Below are 17665 nucleotides of genomic sequence, written 5' to 3' on the forward strand. Positions count from 1 at the left end.
AACGAATACAATGAAAAAATATAGAATACTAACAGTTGGCTTTGTTTTGGTAGGAATCTTTTCGCTACAATCTTGTTTTGTGGCCAAAGAATACAATCGACCACAAGAAATTACTACCGAAGCCTATTACCGTACCGATGAATTGGTAAAAGATAGTACAACAATAGCCAAAGTTTCTTGGAAAGAGGTTTTCACAGATGCATCATTGCAAAGTTTAATCGATAAAGGATTGAGCAACAATCTCGATATACGCAATGCAATGCAAAACATCCGTATTGCCGAAGCATATATGAAACAAGGTCGAGCACAGTATTTCCCTACTTTTTCGGTCGGGCCGAAGTTTACGCTTACCGAATCTTCTGCCAACAGTTCCATGGGAAGATTTACCGGAAAACAAACCCAAAGACAATACGAACTTTCGGGTGCAATGTCGTGGGAATTGGATATTTGGGGAAGGATAAAAAGCAATCAGCGGGCGACAGAAGCTACGTTTCTACAAACCTTGGCCGCTCATCAGGCAGTGAAAACAAGTATTATATCAATGATTGCTAACGCTTATTATCAATTGCTTGCTTTGGATGAGCAAAAGAAAATTGCCCAAGAAGCCATTGTCAATAGGACACAAAGTTTAGAAACAACCAAAGCATTGAAAGATGCTGGACAAGTTACAGAAGTTGCAGTCAATCAGACCGAAGCTCAATTATTGAGTGCAGAATCCCTTTTGCTCGACATCAACCGTCAAATCAGATTACAAGAAAATTACATCAGCTACATTTTAGGAGAGTCGTCTACAGAAATCAATCGTTCTTCCTTAGATAGCCAAGTAATCAACACAACATTAGCAATCGGTGTTCCGGCTCAGATATTAGAAAACAGACCCGATGTGAAAGCGGCTGAATTTGGTTTAGCCAATGCTTTTCATTTGGTGAATGCAGCAGAGGCCAACTTCTACCCTCGCCTAACGATTGATGCTTCGGGCGGAGTACAAGGCATTGAGCTGGATAAACTATTCGACCATCAGTCTCTTTTTGCGAATGTCTTAGCAGGATTAACGCAACCAATCCTCAATCGTCGCCAGATAAAGACACAGAAAGAAGTTGCCCTTGTACAGCAAGAACAAGCATTATTGAAATATAAACAAGCCATTTTATTAGCGAGCAAAGAAGTTTCCGATGCGATGTATCAGTACGATGCTGCGTCTAAAAAAATCGACTTGAAACAACAAGAGTCTACTGTGCTAAAATCTGCCGTAAGCAACTCAGAAGAGTTATTAAATTACGGGATGGCCAATTACTTAGAGGTAATTACCGCACGAGACTCTGCACTCAATGCCGACCTTGGCTTGGTGAATATCAAATTAGCGAAACTGCAGTCGTTGGTAGAATTATACCGAGCTCTAGGAGGCGGCGTACAATAAAGGATAGTATTAGACTTTCTAGTTATCAATCCACTTTCTCTTGTAGAAAGTGGATTTTTTTATTGTAAGACACTGATTATGAGAGGTGTTAAAAAGTAATTTTATTTAATTCACGAAATACGAAAACAAAAGTTTGTTTTTTATAAAATTCATTCTATATTTGCACTCCAATCCTGTAAAGGAATGGACATTGGAGAGATGGCAGAGCGGTCGAATGCGGCGGTCTTGAAAACCGTTGAGGGTCACACCTCCGGGGGTTCGAATCCCTCTCTCTCCGCAATCTACACTGAATGTCAGTGAATAAAAAAATACTCGGACTAAATTAGGGACTTTTTCCTAATTTTAGTCCGAGTTTTTCTTTGCATAATGTATCCAAGTTCAGAAAAATCAAAAGGTTGTGTAAGGTCCCCCTTTTGATTACCATTATAAACTAAACACTATATATTCATTTTTCTATTTTTAAAAGCATTAATATATATTTCTATTTTTTTCTAATGATGTTCCTCTAAAAACAAACCCTTTGTATTTGTCTGGAATTTCATCTAATCCAGAATTTATTTGTCTTGTCAATGCTTCGTACCATTTTTTGTAAATCCATTTTACTATCGAATGATTTTAATAAACCTCGATTAAATTTGTTTATTTCTTGGTAGAAATGGCTGTTATAATGTTTATCGAATTAATTTTTTTAATATCAATAAATGGATAAGCTTCTTTCATTTGTTTACTTAAAACATCTAGTTTTTTGTTGAAGAAATCAGCTTTTTTCAATATTTATGTGTTATAGATTATCCAAATAAAGCTACGATTAGTTATATTGCCTTAGGCATTGTGGTGATTTCTCTATATTATTATGATGTTTCAGATTTTAATAAAAGAAATGATAAATGATAAATGATAAATGATAAATGATAATTGATAAATGATAATTGATAAATAAAAACTTATTTTTAATTCTCATTTTACTTATTTCTACAATATCTTATGCTAAAAATGAAATTTGGTTAATTGGGACTTTTCACGAAGAAAATCATTATATGACCCCTGACAGCTTAACCATTATTTTCAACAAAATAAAGCCAGACTTGATTTTGATTGAACTTGAAAAAAAACATTTTACAAAAGACTTTAATTTCAACACTGAAAAATATCCGATAGAAGATTTTCTAACAACAAATGAAAATATCGCAAGCTATCACTACCAACAACTCAATGGAACTCTAATTCGTTCTTTTGATGTAAACGGAAGAAACGAGTTTTATAGAAAAGAAAAATATCACGAAAAAGAGAACAAAATGTTTAGCGAAATGCTGAACATTTACAAAGAAGTTAAATTTTCTGAAAGTTGCAGAATTGACTTTGAAATATTGTTACAAACCTTGAAAACCTACTCAGAGTTAAAATTTAATTCTTTACAAGAGAGCAATTCCAACCTTGCAACAAAATTTCTTTCTCTTAAAAACAAGATAAACTTCGAATTGATGATTTCAATAATAAAAAGAACAGACGAATTGAAAGAATGGTTAGAGTTTGCTGAACTTCGCAAAGAATTTTGGGACAGAAGAAATAAAATAATGGCTGAAAATATTGCCAAATACTCAAACGAATTTAAAGGAAAACAAATTATAGTTCTAGTTGGCAATGACCATAAATATGCTTTACTTGATTTATTGGAAGAAAAAAATATCAAAGTAAAAAACTATTACAAAGAATGAAACGAAACTGCTACCAAAAACGTTTGGTAAAATAACAAGGTTGAAGGAAATATAGAAAGTTACTGCTACAAAACCTACTCCCGCACAAAAAGCAGAGATTTGTTTATCGTAATTTCTTTATAAGCACAATATAAAGCAACCCAGATTTCTTCTTTTTCACTAACTTTCTGTAATCATAAAAACCTAAATTAGAGTCATCTATTATAATATAAATCGATCCAAATCCAACAAAAGATAATTAATGCTTTGATTAATTGTTCTTGTCGCCGATTGCATCTGATTGAGCATCGATGTACGATTGTGCAAATCATCGGCACGGTAAATTCCTCCATCGTTAAAAATCACCGAATGATTTGCCTTTTCTATATCATTCTGAAAATTAAATTGCAACCATCTTTTTTTTATGTTTTGGATAATCGACAAACCTTCTGCACTATTAGAGAAACTTTTTTCTGTAAACATATACCAAACAAATGGTGGAAAATTTTTCGACTGTAATTTTTCTTGCCACACATCACGCAATAAATTTCTTGCATGAATAAACTCTACTTTCTTTCCTTTCGGATTAAGGGTCGCAAAACCAAGTCCTGCACCTAAAACCCCACCCGAAATATCCACAGCATTACTCCAACTATCGTCGCTAATAATACTACTAGCAATCGATGCAGCTGCACCTGCAACTATAGAATAAATAACCAATCTATTGTTTTTATTTTCATTGAGATTATCAACAAAATTAGCCATTTGTGCCACGCGTTCACCTTCGCAATCAAATTCAGCAGCAACGGCATCTATTTCGGTCAAAGAAATCGTAATTTTACTATTGATAATATTTTTCAACCGCAACATTTCTATTTTAGAATCTGTGGTAGGATTTTTTTTCAGTTCAATGATTTTCTCCACCTCATCCAACGTACCGAGTGCATTCAGTATCAAAATACTTTGATCAGTAAAATTCTCCCGTAGATGCTGCCTTGTTTGTAGAATAGAGTCTGAATTATACGAGGGAACTTCTTGTGCAAAATTATAATGATGCGGTGCCTTGCAATAACTATCTCGCAAGGTAAGAATATTCTCCTGCACCGCTTGTTTTTGTTGCCTCTGCGAGACACAAGAAAAAAACAGCAAAAATAAAAACGATAAATAAAAAAATTTCTTCATACAATAGTAGATCACAACTCATCGAAAACACATAAGAATCATCGATAAATTTTGGGTAAAAATATAGAAAATATCCACACAAAAATATAATTTTATTAATATGTCCAGCTTTCACAAACATCGTCTCTCAGAATATTTTTAAAAAAAATTAAATCCAATTCTGTTTTTTATACTAACAGAATTTTACCGCAATTCATTCTACTTTTCATCAAAAAACAACCATATTCTATAAAAGCACTTCAAAAAACTATAAAAACTCCGTAAAATTCATTAAAATTGCACTTTAAAACTTAGAATGTAAAATACTATGTCAGAAGATATTTTCAAGAAAGTAATTTCGCATGCGAAAGAATACGGTTTTATTTTTCAATCGAGCGAAATTTATGATGGTTTGTCTGCCGTGTATGATTATGCACAAAATGGGGTAGAATTAAAAAATAATTTGAAACAATATTGGTGGAAATCAATGGTGCAATTACATGAAAACATTGTCGGGATAGATTCTGCCATTTTTATGCACCCCACAACTTGGAAAGCTTCCGGACACGTTGATGCATTCAACGATCCATTAATCGATAATAAAGACTCTAAAAAGCGATACCGTGCAGACGTTTTGATCGAAGAACACTGTGCGAAAATCGAAACTAAAATAGAAAAAGAAATCGCAAAAGCAGAAAAACGTTTTGGTGATGCTTTCGATAAAGAACAATTCTTAGCTACCAATCCGCGTGTAGTAGAGTATCAAAAACAAATCAACACCATTCTTGAGAGAATGGGTAAATCGTTAGATAAAAACGACTTGGAAGACGTAAAAGCATTGATCGAAGAATTGGAAATTTCAGACCCAGTAACAGGCTCTAAAAACTGGACAGAAGTGCGACAATTCAACCTGATGTTTGGTACAAAATTAGGCGCAACAGCTGAGCAAGCAATGGACTTATACCTACGCCCAGAAACCGCTCAAGGTATTTTCCTTAATTATCTCAATGTACAAAAAACAGGTAGAATGAAATTACCTTTCGGTATCGCTCAGATTGGGAAAGCCTTTAGAAATGAGATTGTTGCAAGACAATTTATTTTTAGACAAAGAGAATTTGAGCAAATGGAAATGCAGTTTTTCGTGAAACCTGGAACAGAATTAGACTGGTACGAAAAATGGAAAGAAACCCGCTTGAAGTGGCATAAATCTTTAGGTTTAGGTGATGATAATTATCGTTTTCATGACCATGAAAAATTAGCGCATTATGCAAATGCAGCAACCGATATAGAATTCCGTTTCCCATTCGGTTTCAAAGAACTAGAAGGAATTCACTCGCGTACCGATTTTGATCTGAAAGCACACGAGAAGTTTTCTGGTAAAAAACTACAATATTTCGATAACGAAACCAACGAGTCATACGTACCTTATGTTGTTGAGACCTCAGTAGGTTTAGATCGATTATTTTTAGCAGTTTTCTCTAATTCTTTGAGAGAAGAAGAATTAGCAGACGGAACACAACGAGTTGTTTTAGCATTACCTGCAGCTATTGCACCGATAAAAGCAGCAATTTTACCATTGGTTAAAAAAGATGGTTTACCAGAATTAGCAGAAGAAATTGTTCGTAAATTGCGTTATGATTTTAACGTGATGTATGAAGAGAAAGACTCTATTGGTAAGCGTTATCGCCGAATGGATGCAATCGGAACACCATTCTGTATAACGGTAGATCATGACTCTTTAAAAGACAATACAGTTACTTTACGTCACCGCGATACGATGGAGCAAAAAAGAGTAGCAATTAGTGATTTACCAGCTATTATTGATGCGGAAGTAAACATCAAAAATCTTTTTGATAAGCAATAAACACCAATATAGTCCTATCTGAAAAAACCGATTTACATAAATCGGTTTTTTTCTTTTTTGGTAAAGTATTTGCATATAGTATTAATAAAAAAAATTATGGGTTTTATTATTAACTTTTTTATTTCTGCCTTAGTTGTATTTGTTCTTGCCAACATTTTACCAGGGGTGCATATTAAAAATTTCGGAGCAGCTATTTTATTAGCTCTAGTTTTAGGTTTTTTAAACGCGTTTATCAAACCTGTTTTACGCATTATCAGTTTTCCAATCACCATCCTCACCCTCGGGTTGTTTTCATTCGTTATAACTGCACTAATCATTTTGTTAGCAGAGAAAATGATGGGTGATTATTTTACGGTAGATGGTTTCTGGTATGCTCTTTTGTACGGAGTTGTTTTAGGAATAGTACAATCTGTATTTGGCGGATTATTGGGTAACGATAATTAATAATAGTAGAGGAAATTTTATTTATTTACCAAACAATAACAAAAAAAGGAGAATCATAATACAATTCTCCTTTTTTTTTGAATTATCTCAGATCTTCTCGCTTAGATTCTTTTTGTTGTTTTCTTTCATTTAACAAGAACTTTCCCAGGAACAATGATCGAGATATTTACTAAAATATAGGCATTGGGAATTTCATTTAGTAATTTTCATCAATTCTATAAATAATTTTATCAATAACAATGCAAGAATTACTAATGATGAAAATGAGTAGTAAAACTCTATAAATCGAGCAAAGTTTATTTTACAAAAAAGGCTGCATTCTGCAGCCTTTTTATATCTGAAATTTTTATTTATTTCTTACCTGGTGCTTGCCCGATTAAATTCATAAACTCATCTAATTTTGGAGTAATGATAATCTGTGTACGGCGGTTTTTAGATCTACCTTCTTCGGTAGCATTAGTAGTTACAGGATTATACTCTCCACGCCCACCAGCGGTTAAACGTTTAGGATCAACTCCGTACTGATTTTGTAATGCTTGCACAACAGAAGATGCACGAAGGGCAGAAAGATCCCAGTTATTGCGAATATTCGGACGATTAATCGGTACATTATCTGTATTCCCCTCAATTAACACATCATAATCACGGTAATCTTTGATGATTTTTGCAATTTTACTCAGGGTTTCTCCTGCTGCTGGAGAAATTTCGTAGCTTCCTGATTTATATAACATATTATCAGCTAACGATATATACACTACACCTTTCAATACTTGAACATCGATATCACGCATTTCTTCACGAGATAAAGAACGTGTTAAGTTGTTGGTTAGCACCATATTTAATGAATCTGATTTTGATTTTGTATTCACTAAATGCTGTATATATTTATTTGATGCTGCAATTTCATCCAAAAGTTTAGAAATATTCACCGCATCACCTTTTTTACCATCTAAACAATTGTTTAGTGATGATTGACATGTTTGGAAAGCAGTTTCTAATGATTTTAAATTTCGTCTTTCTGCCTCAATCATACTTTCTAATCCTTCGATTCTAGCTCTTGCAGCAGACAACTCATTTTGTGCAGCTTGTCCTTCTGCATATGCAGTGTTGTATCTAGCTTGTAGTTCATCATATTGTTTCTGACTAACACAACCTACCAACATCGTAAATGCTAAAGCAGCTACAGGAAAAATTGATAATTTCATATTTCTATTTTTATGATATACTGTTTCTATTATATTTTTTAACGAAAATAAGTGTTTTTTAGTATCTATTTTCTTTTATAATTCATAATTCTAAAAAAACTTTCAATCCAAAAACATGAATTGAAAGTTCTTAATATCCTAGTTTCTACTAATCTTGTGGAATGTACAATACTTGACCAGGATAAATCTTGTCTGGATCTTTTAGCATTGGCTTATTTGCTTCGAAAATTTTAGGGTATTTCATCATATCGCCATAAACCTCTTTTGCAATCTTAGATAAAGTGTCGCCTTTTTTTACAGTGTATAAGGTTTTAGACAAATCTGGAATTTCGATTTTCAACGCTTCTCGCAAAGTTAAATGATCCTCAACTCCCTCTACTCCTTCCACATTGCCTGCAGTAGCCAAAATCTTCTGTTTTTCATCTAGATTTTTTGCTTCTCCCGAAACTACTACTTTTTCGCCTTCCACTGTAAAAGTAACTCCACTCAAATCAAAGCCATATTTGTTTACATGTTCTTTTATCTTCTGTGCTTTTTGTTCAGGTGTTTCGTTGCCTCCGAATAATTTATCACCGGCATTTTTAATAAATGAAAATAATCCCATAGTTTATTTAATTAATTAGGTTATTAATACTACAACTAATATAACAAATATTTTGCCATTATCGATATATTTCATTTAATTTCCTACGTAAATTTTCAATTAAATTACTTTGTGATTGGTAAACTTCTGTTACACCCGACAGAGTTTGTTCAATTTGCTCTAGCTGTATATTTCCTTCTTTAATCGATTCATTCAGCCTTCCTATTTTACTATCCAAACCATAGAAGTTACTTTCTACTTTTTGTTTTTGTCGCATCAATTTATCAATTTTTTTATCATCGGATGCTTGCATCAAATCGCTTTCTATGGTCGACAACTTTTCTGTAACACTATTTTTTTGCGTTTCTAGTTTCAGTAATTCGTTCTGATTTTTTAGTAAACTTTTCATTACCTTTCCTTTTTGCTTATGCAAATCTAGATTCTGATTACTCAACCGAATCATGTACTCATTGGCTTGTGTCAACTCATGCCGATAACACCCCTTTCGCATCTCGAATGATAGATCTTTTAGGCGCTCATAGATTTCTGGATAATCCACCGACGAAGCATTCACAAACATACCTTTCTCATCGACTAAGGTTGTGATTATGGTGAGTGAATCAGTACCTTCATCAACCAAATTTAGTGTTGTTTTATAGTTTTCTGGCGAGTTTTTAAAACGTACTTCATTTGCTTCGTTTTTATTTAGCAATGTCAATTTTCCATTCCTCGCTTTCACCCAATTTACCCATGCATTATGGATCGATATCTGACTGCATTTTGCCATTGTAAAAGCAAGTGTATTTACGGTTTGTCCTTTCACATCGTATTCTACATCAAACAATTTACCTTCCTGAGCAAAAAGCGGTGAAAGAGAAATACAAAAAAGTATATAAAAGATATTAAGTTTCATTGCTAAAAGATTTTTATACGAAGATAAACGATTCTCTCTATTACAACGAATTATCTTTCGGGTTTTGAGGTTTTAAATTAAGAAAAAATCAATAATTTTGGGCATTGATATAACATTTTCTAACGATATGATTCCTAAAATTCTAATCATTTATACAGGTGGGACAATTGGTATGGCAATGGATTACGATTCGCAATCGCTTATCCCATTTGACTTTGACAATCTAATCAAAAAACTCCCAGAACTTTCTTTAATTGATTGTGATATAAATTATTATAGTTTTGAAAATCCAATAGATTCGGCCGATATGAAACCCGAAATTTGGATTAGGATAGGTGAAATTTTAGAAGAAAAATACGATTTATACGATGGTTTTGTTATTCTACACGGAACAGATACAATGGCGTATACGGCATCTGCGCTAAGCTTCATGATCGAAAATCTAGATAAGCCAATTATTTTCACAGGCTCTCAATTACCCATTGGAGAGCTAAGAACGGATGCCAAAGAAAACTTAATTACTACTGTACTATTAGCGAGTTTGATGCAAGATAATGAGCCAATTATACAGGAGGTTTGCATCTACTTCGAGTATAAACTTTTCAGAGCAAACCGGGCAACCAAAGTAAATGCAGAAAACTTCGATGCGTTTGATTCGCCCAATTTCCCTTCATTAGGAATCAGCGGAGTGCACCTTGATGTAAAGAAAAATCTTTTATTTCACTATCCAATTAATGGTCCTTTTATGGTGAATAAACAATTGAATCCATCGGTCGGAGTTTTGAAAATATTCCCAGGAATAACTAAAGATTTTGTAAAAAATATTTTTCAAACTCCTAATGTTAAAGCTTTTATTATAGAAGGATATGGAACCGGAAATATTTTTACCGAAGAGTGGTTTATCGATATATTGAAGGAAAAAGTAGAAGAAAAAGTCCACCTCATTATCAATACACAATGTGCGGGTGGGATGGTCGAAATAGGAAGGTATGCAACCAGTTTACCGCTAAGAAAAATGGGTGTTATCAGTAGCTATGATCTGACGATGGAAGCCGCAATCACGAAAGTAATTTATTTACTAGGACAGAATTTATCCTATCAAGATTTCAAGATAGAGTATGAAAAAAACTTAAAGGGAGAACTTACTAATAATCGTCATCTTTTACATTAATTTGTCACTCATCTAGTTTTGTAATTTATCATATTTTTATCACTAAAAAACTGTTATAATAAAAATCGTACTTATCCATATAGCTAAATTGTTCATCGCATCGGTAAGGATAGAAACCTCATCTACAGACAGATTTTTTCTAGATAAATAATAAGGTAAGTGAAACCGTATTATACATCATTAAGGCCGCTACTTTTTGTGGGGCAATATTCAATTGAACTATTTCTTTCTGAAGAGTTTATCTGTTCTATTTCTATTAAAATAAAGATGTAAATTACTAGCCATTCTTCGATTCAGAAAACAACAACATCAAACCCTATTGGCCAAAAAACTTGCTTACAATGTCTAGATTCTTCAATATCCACACCCATCATTATCACTCCACAAACCAGGTTATAGAAATTCTCAACACCTACCCTTCTGATAACATCAGTACACCCTTTTTCACGTGCGGCTTGCATCCTTGGCATATCAAAGAAGAAACGTATAAAACTGAACTAAAACTGCTAGATTATAAGCTGAGTAAAGAAAACTGTTTGGCTTTAGGCGAGTGTGGATTAGATAAATATTCTGAGGTAGATTTTGAGTTGCAAAAGAAAGTTTTTATCGAGCAATTACATCTTAATACCTCTCATCAAAAACCCATCATAATACATTGTGTAAAGGCTTATCAAGAGATACTCAATATTCATAAACAAGAAAAGATAGAGCAACAATTTCTTTTTCATGGATTTAGAAAAAACGCTTTATTATTAAAACAAATTCATACAGAAGGGCACGAAGTAAGTTTTGGTGTCAATCTAATGAAAAACCCAAACCTACAAACTATCTTTGCAAACCTTTCGATGGAAAGAATTTTTCTCGAAACGGATGATACATGGTTCTCGATCGAAGAGATATATCAGAAAGCTGCAGAATTAAAAGCCTGTAGTTTAGACGAATTAAAGATCGCAGTCGAACGCAATGTAGAACGATTTTTTGGGCATAAATTTCATTAACAAAATGGCTATTTGGCAAGAAAGAGCAGAATTATTATTTAAAACCGAAGGAATAGAGCGACTGAAAAACGCTCATGTTTTGATTGTTGGTTTGGGTGGTGTAGGATCCTTTGCAGCAGAATTCATAACACGTGCAGGAGTAGGAAATCTCACAATAGTAGATGGTGATGTTATAGATATTACCAACATTAACCGTCAATTACCTGCATTACACTCTACGATAAACCAACCCAAGATAGAGGTTCTAGCACAACGTCTTCTCGACATCAATCCCGAACTGAAACTTACCAAACACCAAGAATTCCTTACACCAGAACGAGCAACAGAAATAGTCACAACCGAGTTTGATTATGTTATGGACTGCATCGATAGTATTACCCCAAAGTTGAATCTCATCAAATCTGCTAAAAGCAAAAAAGTAAAAGTTATTAGCAATATGGGAGCCGGCGGGAAAATGTTGGCAAGCAAAGTAGTTGTAAAAGACATAAGTAAAACAGATGTTTGTCCATTAGCCAAAACAATACGTCGACGCCTAAAGAAGATGGGTGTTTCTAAAGGAGTAAAAGCTGTTTTTTCTACAGAAGTTCCGGACGAAAATAGTGTAGCTTTAACCGACGGAACAAATTTCAAGAAATCTTACTATGGTACAAACAGCTGGATGCCAGCACTTTTTGGTTTGTATGCAGCCGAAACTGTCATTCGCTATTTATTAGATCAAAAAGATTAACAAATTTTGTTTATTTTGCAAACATGAAAATTAACTACAACTACAAAACATACGAAGATCGACTAAGAGAACATTTCGAAGCGTATAACAAGGCTTTTGAAAAAAGAGCGACCAATAGTATACTAAACACAGCAATTGATTTATTCGATAATCAACAATATGTGTTGAGTCGGAAAATTGCAGAAGAATTAGAAAAAACTGCCACCACAGAGAAAGATGTATATGATGCAAAAAAACTAATTGCGCTATGTCATTATGCCCAAAGCAAGTGGGCAGAAGCCGACGAAGCGTTTAGTCAATTAGCAGAAAACAGTAATAATTCGGACGATTGGTTCAATGCTGTGATTGCAGCAACGCTTAATGAGCAATACGAAAAAAGTGAAATGCTTTTTGCAAAAGCGCTAGAAAAATATACACAATATGGTACGGAAAGAAATATACCTTCGGTACAATTAATTTTCCACTATTTATTAGCATTAGAAGCAAAAGACCAAAATGAAGCAGCCTTCGAAAAATTCAATCTTCTTTGTCAAATATATGAACAAATAAAAACATCCAACGAAAAATATCTCCGAGAGCGTGGATTAGATAGTATTAGTATCTTTTTGGCAAGCAGTCATGCATTACTACAGAAATTAGATCGTCAGAAAGTATTAGAACAGTTAGAAGATTTCAAATCGAAACTTGATTCGAACGGACAAGAAGAAGTTAGAATTTATATAGAAGAAATTTTAGAGAAAACTAACTAAAAAAGCTCGAAACATCGAGCTTTTTTAGGTCATTTCAATTTCTATACTCTTACCAATTGCTACACTTTTTCGCTAGTTCCACTAGTATAGAAATAAACATTTACTAGTTTTTTTATACCTAAAAAGTTTTTTTTAATGCTGTGCTTTTTTCGACAATTCTTCTACACAGGGTTGAATTACTTCCATCAAACGTTTTTGTACATCTACCCCTTCTTCTGCGTTATTTAGCTGTAACATCTCTTCTACTGTAAATTCCCCTAATGCTTTATTTGCAGCACAATCACAATACGCATTGATATCTTCTTCTTTAAACATTCCTCCGGTTTCTTTTTTTGCAGTGGTAATACAACTATTTATAAATAAATTTTTATTCTCTTCGTTCTTTTGGATTTTTTTATTACAAGAAATAAAACCTGAAAAGATGAATGTTATAATGAGTAGGGATACCAATTTCATAGCATTATATTTTATAATTTGACTCGATCAAGATAAAACAATTTTCTAAGGTAATTGCATAAATTATATTGATATTATCAATAATAATAAAAATCGTCGATTGAGTGTTATATCATCGAATGTTTATTCTTGCCACACAGATTCTTTCTATCTTATAGCTGAAGCTCAGTTACGGTATCAATCCTTAGAAATCAGAAAAAATTCAAATTAATCATAAACCTACGTTAAAACACATTACAATACTAGATATTATGATTATATTGTTTTTTTCTGAAAACAAATGATGCAAAAATTTATGAAAACAGCTGTATCAATAAAATTTCTTATCTTTTTTATGGTTATGGGATGTTTTTCTGATCCACAAAACCCAAACAACCTTAACCCCAAAAGCATCGCCCAAATGGATATTCTAGAAGCAACAAAAAGTAACAATGTTGAGCAAGTTACCTCTTGGATAGAGAACAAAAGAAATGTAAACAAACAAGACACGGATGGCAATACGCCACTACATTATGCAACGTATAACCAAAACCTAGTGATTGCAAAGCTATTGGTAGAAGCCGGTGCCAATGTCAATACGCAAAATAACAATGCAGATTCTCCTTTTCTTTTTGCGGGTGCGGAAGGCATGACCGAATTCGTGAAACTATATCTATCACATGGTGCAGATTTCTCTGTCTATAATCGTTATAACGGAACTGCACTTATACCGGCTTGCGAAAAAGGTCATGTTGCTACTGTTCGCCTTTTAGCTAACACACCAAACTTCCCCATCAATCATATAAACCGTTTAGGATGGACAGCGCTTATGGAAACGGTTATCTTATCAGACGGAAGTAAAAATTATCAAGAAATTATTAAAATTTTACTAAAAGCTGGAGCCGATAAAAATATACCAGACAAGGACGGAACCACTGCGCTTGAGCACGCAGAACAAAGAAACTTCAAAGCGATTGTCAATTTATTAAAATAATTGTAAAGTCTTTACAATCCAAAAAAATCCACTCTATTTGAGTGGATTTTTTTGATGATAATAAATATCCTTTTTCGAGCTTATTTATTCTGGTATTCTCTCCATGTCTTGATTTTCAGATCATCGATCGACAAAGTAGTGAAAGCATGTATAAAAGCCGATGCTAATCGTGCATTGGTAATCAACGGAATGTTAAAATCTACGGCTGTTCTCCGTATCTGATAATCGTTATCCAACTCTGCTTTGGTTAAGTTTTTTGGAATATTGATTACCATATCGAATTTATGATCGTGCATATACGTTATTACATTAGGCTCTTTTTCATCCGAAGGCCAATACACCATTGTCGAATAAACATCGTTATCTGTGAAAAATTTGTGTGTTCCTTCGGTTGCATAGATTTTATATCCATTGGCAATTAATTCTTTTGCTGGCCCTAATAATGCTACCTTCGATTCGATCGGACCTCCAGAAATCAATACTGTTTTTTCTGGTATTTTGTATCCTACCGATAACATCGATTTTAGTAAGGCTTCTTCTGCTGAATCGCCAATACAACCAACTTCTCCGGTAGACGACATATCAACCGACAAAACAGGATCTGCACCTTGTAGACGAGTAAATGAAAATTGCGAGGCTTTAACTCCTACATAATCCAAATCGTAAACAACTTCTGATTTACCCTTTTCTACTTCTATTCCTAACAAGATTTTGGTTGCTTTCTCGATCAAATTATGTCCAGAAACTTTTGATACGAACGGAAATGAGCGCGATGCACGAATATTGGTTTCGATTACACGAACAGTGTTGTTCTGCGATAGAAATTGAATATTCATCGGTCCAGAAATTTCGAAACGTTTTGCAATTTTTGCTGCGACTTTTCTCATCTGGCGAATAGTCTCGATGTAGACTTTTTGTGGCGGATAATACATTGTGGCATCACCAGAGTGCACACCTGCAAACTCTACGTGTTCTGATACGGCATAATCTACAATTTCTCCGTTTTGGCAAACGGCATCCAATTCGATTTCTTTTGCTCCTTGCACAAATTCCGATACTACAACTGGATAATCGGGTGATACTTCTTTGGCTAGTTTTAGGAAAGCATCTAGTTCGTGCGAGTTAGAAACTATATTCATCGCAGCACCCGAAAGTACGTATGATGGGCGAATTAGTACCGGGAAACCAACTTCGTCTACAAAAGAATGAACCGCTTCTAGTGAGGATAACTCTTTCCATCGTGGTTGATCAATTCCTAATTCGTCTAGAATTTCCGAGAATTTGTGTCGGTTTTCCGCATCATCTATACGCAAAGGCGAGGTACCTAGAATATTTTTATTTTGGTCGTACAATTTCATTGCTAGATTATTCGGAATTTGCCCTCCTGTAGAAATGATTGTGCCAAATGGATTCTCGAATTCTAGTATATCCATCACACGCTCGAAGGTTAATTCTTCAAAGTACAAGCGATCAGACGTGTCATAATCGGTAGAAACCGTTTCTGGGTTGTAGTTGATAATGACTGTTTTATATCCGTTTTTTGATGCTGTTTGTGCTGCGTTTACTCCACACCAATCAAACTCTACCGAAGAGCCTATTCTGTAAACACCCGAACCTAAAATACAAACAGATTTTTCGGTTTCTGGATTTAAATCATTTTCTGTACCGTGGTAGGTGATATATAAATAATTGGTTTGTGCAGGGAATTCGGCAGCCAAGGTATCGATTTGTTTTACAACAGGTAGGATTCCGTAATTTTTTCTCAGTTCGCGAACAGTCAGCTCATTCCTATGAGCCATACGATCTCCTTTGATCAATACACCTATTTGCTGATCAGAAAATCCTTGCTTTTTGGCAGTGTGTAAAAGTTCTTTATCTAATTGTTCGAATCGCTCTAGGGCTTCAATTTTTTCCGCTGTTCTAAAGATTCTCTCTAATCGTTGTAAAAACCACAGATCGATTTTCGTTAAATCGTGGATTTTTTCTATTGAATAACCCGCCTTGAAAGCTTCTGTTATTGCATATAATCGTTCATCGTTTGGCTCGGCAAGCCAAGTATCCAATGATTCACCTTCTGGAATTGAGAACGAATTTGCTACAAATCCGCGATGCCCGATATCGAGCATTCGTATTCCTTTTTGAATTGCTTCTTCAAAAGATCGCCCGATTGCCATCACCTCTCCAACCGACTTCATGGCAGAACCTATGTTTCTTCTTACGCCGTAGAATTTCGACAAATCCCAACGAGGTAATTTCACCACGCAATAATCCAAAGCAGGCTCGAACATTGCAGAAGTTGTTTTGGTTACACTGTTTTTCAGTTCGTCTAGGGTATAACCTAAAGCTAACTTTGCAGCGACAAAGGCCAAAGGGTAACCCGTGGCTTTTGAAGCCAATGCAGAAGATCTTGATAAACGAGCATTTACTTCGATTACACGATATTCTTCTGAAACTGGATCAAATGCATATTGTATGTTACATTCTCCCACAACTCCCAAATGACGAATAGTCCGTATAGCGATTTCTCTTAATTTGTGATACTCTGAACTGGTCAAAGTCTGCGAAGGAGCCACAACAATAGATTCACCGGTATGTACACCAATCGGATCGAAATTCTCCATATTACATACCGTAATACAATTATCGGCAGCATCACGAACGACTTCATATTCTATTTCCTTCCAACCTTTGAGCGATTCTTCGACCAAAACTTGGTTAGAATATGTAAAGGCTTTTTCTACCAATTCGTATAATTCTTCTTCGTTATTAGCAAAGCCAGAACCTAAACCTCCCAATGCATATGCGGCACGAATAATTAGCGGGAAACCTATTTTTTTTCCAGCAGCCATTGCATCTTCTACTGTTTCTACAGCTTCTGACCGTGCAGTAAGCACACCGATTTGGTCTAATTTTTCGATAAAAATATCTCGATCTTCTGTCGATTCGATTACAGAAATTGGAGTTCCTAAGACGCGAACATTGTACCGATCGAATATTTTATTTTTATTGAGCTCAACAGCACAGTTGAGTGCAGTTTGTCCTCCGAAAGCGACTAAAATTCCGTCTGGTCTCTCTTTTGCTATTACTTTTTCTACAAAGTAAGGAGTTATAGGAAGAAAATAAATCTCATCTGCAATTCCTTCTGAAGTTTGAACAGTGGCTATATTTGGGTTGATTAGGATGGTTTTGATTCCTTCTTCTTTGAGGGCTTTAAGGGCTTGTGAACCTGAATAATCGAACTCGCCTGCTTCGCCAATTTTCAAGGCTCCTGATCCTAAAACTAAAACTTTTTTTATATCGTTGATCATTA

General features: G+C 34.4%; 15 protein-coding genes and 1 tRNA gene. 10 read left to right on the forward strand and 6 right to left on the reverse strand.

The window, feature by feature from the left end; all coding sequences use genetic code 11:
• The first annotated feature begins 10 nt into the window (after positions 1-10).
• The 3 genes from HMPREF2660_RS09275 (at position 11) to HMPREF2660_RS09285 (ending at position 3132) form a co-directional block, all read left to right on the forward strand.
• Positions 11-1417 carry an efflux transporter outer membrane subunit gene (locus HMPREF2660_RS09275; protein WP_013597341.1) on the forward strand — a complete coding sequence of 469 codons (1407 nt, stop codon included), beginning with the start codon at positions 11-13 and terminating at the stop codon, positions 1415-1417.
• A 192-nt stretch (positions 1418-1609) separates the two neighbouring features.
• Positions 1610-1694 (forward strand) — tRNA-Ser (locus HMPREF2660_RS09280).
• 652 nt (positions 1695-2346) lie between these two features.
• Positions 2347-3132, forward strand: coding sequence for a TraB/GumN family protein (locus HMPREF2660_RS09285; RefSeq protein ID WP_141743587.1), 786 nt, complete (start codon positions 2347-2349; stop codon positions 3130-3132).
• 201 nt (positions 3133-3333) lie between these two features.
• Here the strand turns inward: HMPREF2660_RS09285 and HMPREF2660_RS09290 are convergent, their stop codons facing one another.
• Complete coding sequence (locus tag HMPREF2660_RS09290) at positions 3334-4215, reverse strand: hypothetical protein (protein WP_255356446.1); 882 nt, start codon at positions 4213-4215, stop codon at positions 3334-3336.
• Positions 4216-4600: 385 nt separating this feature from the next.
• Here HMPREF2660_RS09290 and HMPREF2660_RS09295 point away from each other — a divergent pair, with 385 nt between their 5' ends.
• Complete coding sequence (locus HMPREF2660_RS09295; protein WP_070486886.1) at positions 4601-6136, forward strand: glycine--tRNA ligase; 1536 nt, start codon at positions 4601-4603, stop codon at positions 6134-6136.
• A 96-nt stretch (positions 6137-6232) separates the two neighbouring features.
• Entirely contained in the window at positions 6233-6580 is a 348-nt protein-coding gene (locus tag HMPREF2660_RS09300) for a phage holin family protein (RefSeq protein ID WP_013597403.1), read from the forward strand.
• Between the two features lie 350 nt (positions 6581-6930).
• On the opposite strand, the gene HMPREF2660_RS09305 is transcribed toward HMPREF2660_RS09300, so the two are convergent.
• From HMPREF2660_RS09305 to HMPREF2660_RS09315, 3 genes are all read right to left on the reverse strand, one after another.
• The gene (locus HMPREF2660_RS09305) at positions 6931-7785 is read right to left on the reverse strand and encodes an OmpA/MotB family protein (protein ID WP_070486888.1); all 855 of its coding nucleotides are present in this window, start codon (positions 7783-7785) and stop codon (positions 6931-6933) included.
• A 148-nt stretch (positions 7786-7933) separates the two neighbouring features.
• Positions 7934-8389, reverse strand: a complete 456-nt coding sequence (gene lysM, locus HMPREF2660_RS09310) for a peptidoglycan-binding protein LysM (RefSeq protein WP_013597405.1) — start codon at positions 8387-8389, stop codon at positions 7934-7936.
• Between the two features lie 58 nt (positions 8390-8447).
• Positions 8448-9281 carry a hypothetical protein gene (locus HMPREF2660_RS09315; protein WP_013597406.1) on the reverse strand — a complete coding sequence of 278 codons (834 nt, stop codon included), beginning with the start codon at positions 9279-9281 and terminating at the stop codon, positions 8448-8450.
• Positions 9282-9408: 127 nt separating this feature from the next.
• Here HMPREF2660_RS09315 and HMPREF2660_RS09320 point away from each other — a divergent pair, with 127 nt between their 5' ends.
• The 4 genes from HMPREF2660_RS09320 (at position 9409) to HMPREF2660_RS09335 (ending at position 12926) form a co-directional block, all read left to right on the forward strand.
• Positions 9409-10452, forward strand: coding sequence for an asparaginase (locus HMPREF2660_RS09320; RefSeq protein WP_070486889.1), 1044 nt, complete (start codon positions 9409-9411; stop codon positions 10450-10452).
• Positions 10453-10793: 341 nt separating this feature from the next.
• Entirely contained in the window at positions 10794-11450 is a 657-nt protein-coding gene (locus HMPREF2660_RS09325; RefSeq protein ID WP_070486891.1) for a TatD family hydrolase, read from the forward strand.
• Between the two features lie 4 nt (positions 11451-11454).
• Positions 11455-12177, forward strand: coding sequence for a tRNA threonylcarbamoyladenosine dehydratase (locus tag HMPREF2660_RS09330; protein ID WP_013597409.1), 723 nt, complete (start codon positions 11455-11457; stop codon positions 12175-12177).
• A gap of 23 nt (positions 12178-12200) precedes the next feature.
• Positions 12201-12926: a hypothetical protein gene (locus tag HMPREF2660_RS09335; RefSeq protein ID WP_013597410.1), complete on the forward strand. Its 726-nt coding sequence runs from the start codon at positions 12201-12203 to the stop codon at positions 12924-12926.
• Between the two features lie 132 nt (positions 12927-13058).
• Here the strand turns inward: HMPREF2660_RS09335 and HMPREF2660_RS09340 are convergent, their stop codons facing one another.
• Positions 13059-13382 (reverse strand): hypothetical protein, encoded by a 324-nt coding sequence (locus HMPREF2660_RS09340; protein WP_070486892.1) that lies wholly within the window; start codon positions 13380-13382, stop codon positions 13059-13061.
• Between the two features lie 295 nt (positions 13383-13677).
• On the opposite strand from HMPREF2660_RS09340, the gene HMPREF2660_RS09345 reads away from it, so the two are divergent.
• Positions 13678-14355 carry an ankyrin repeat domain-containing protein gene (locus HMPREF2660_RS09345; protein ID WP_070486949.1) on the forward strand — a complete coding sequence of 226 codons (678 nt, stop codon included), beginning with the start codon at positions 13678-13680 and terminating at the stop codon, positions 14353-14355.
• 80 nt (positions 14356-14435) lie between these two features.
• Here the strand turns inward: HMPREF2660_RS09345 and carB are convergent, their stop codons facing one another.
• Entirely contained in the window at positions 14436-17663 is a 3228-nt protein-coding gene (gene carB, locus HMPREF2660_RS09350; RefSeq protein ID WP_070486894.1) for a carbamoyl-phosphate synthase (glutamine-hydrolyzing) large subunit, read from the reverse strand.
• Positions 17664-17665 lie beyond the last annotated feature (2 nt).

The sequence above is a fragment of the Weeksella sp. HMSC059D05 genome (assembly GCF_001809725.1).
In the GTDB taxonomy this organism is placed as follows: domain Bacteria; phylum Bacteroidota; class Bacteroidia; order Flavobacteriales; family Weeksellaceae; genus Weeksella; species Weeksella virosa.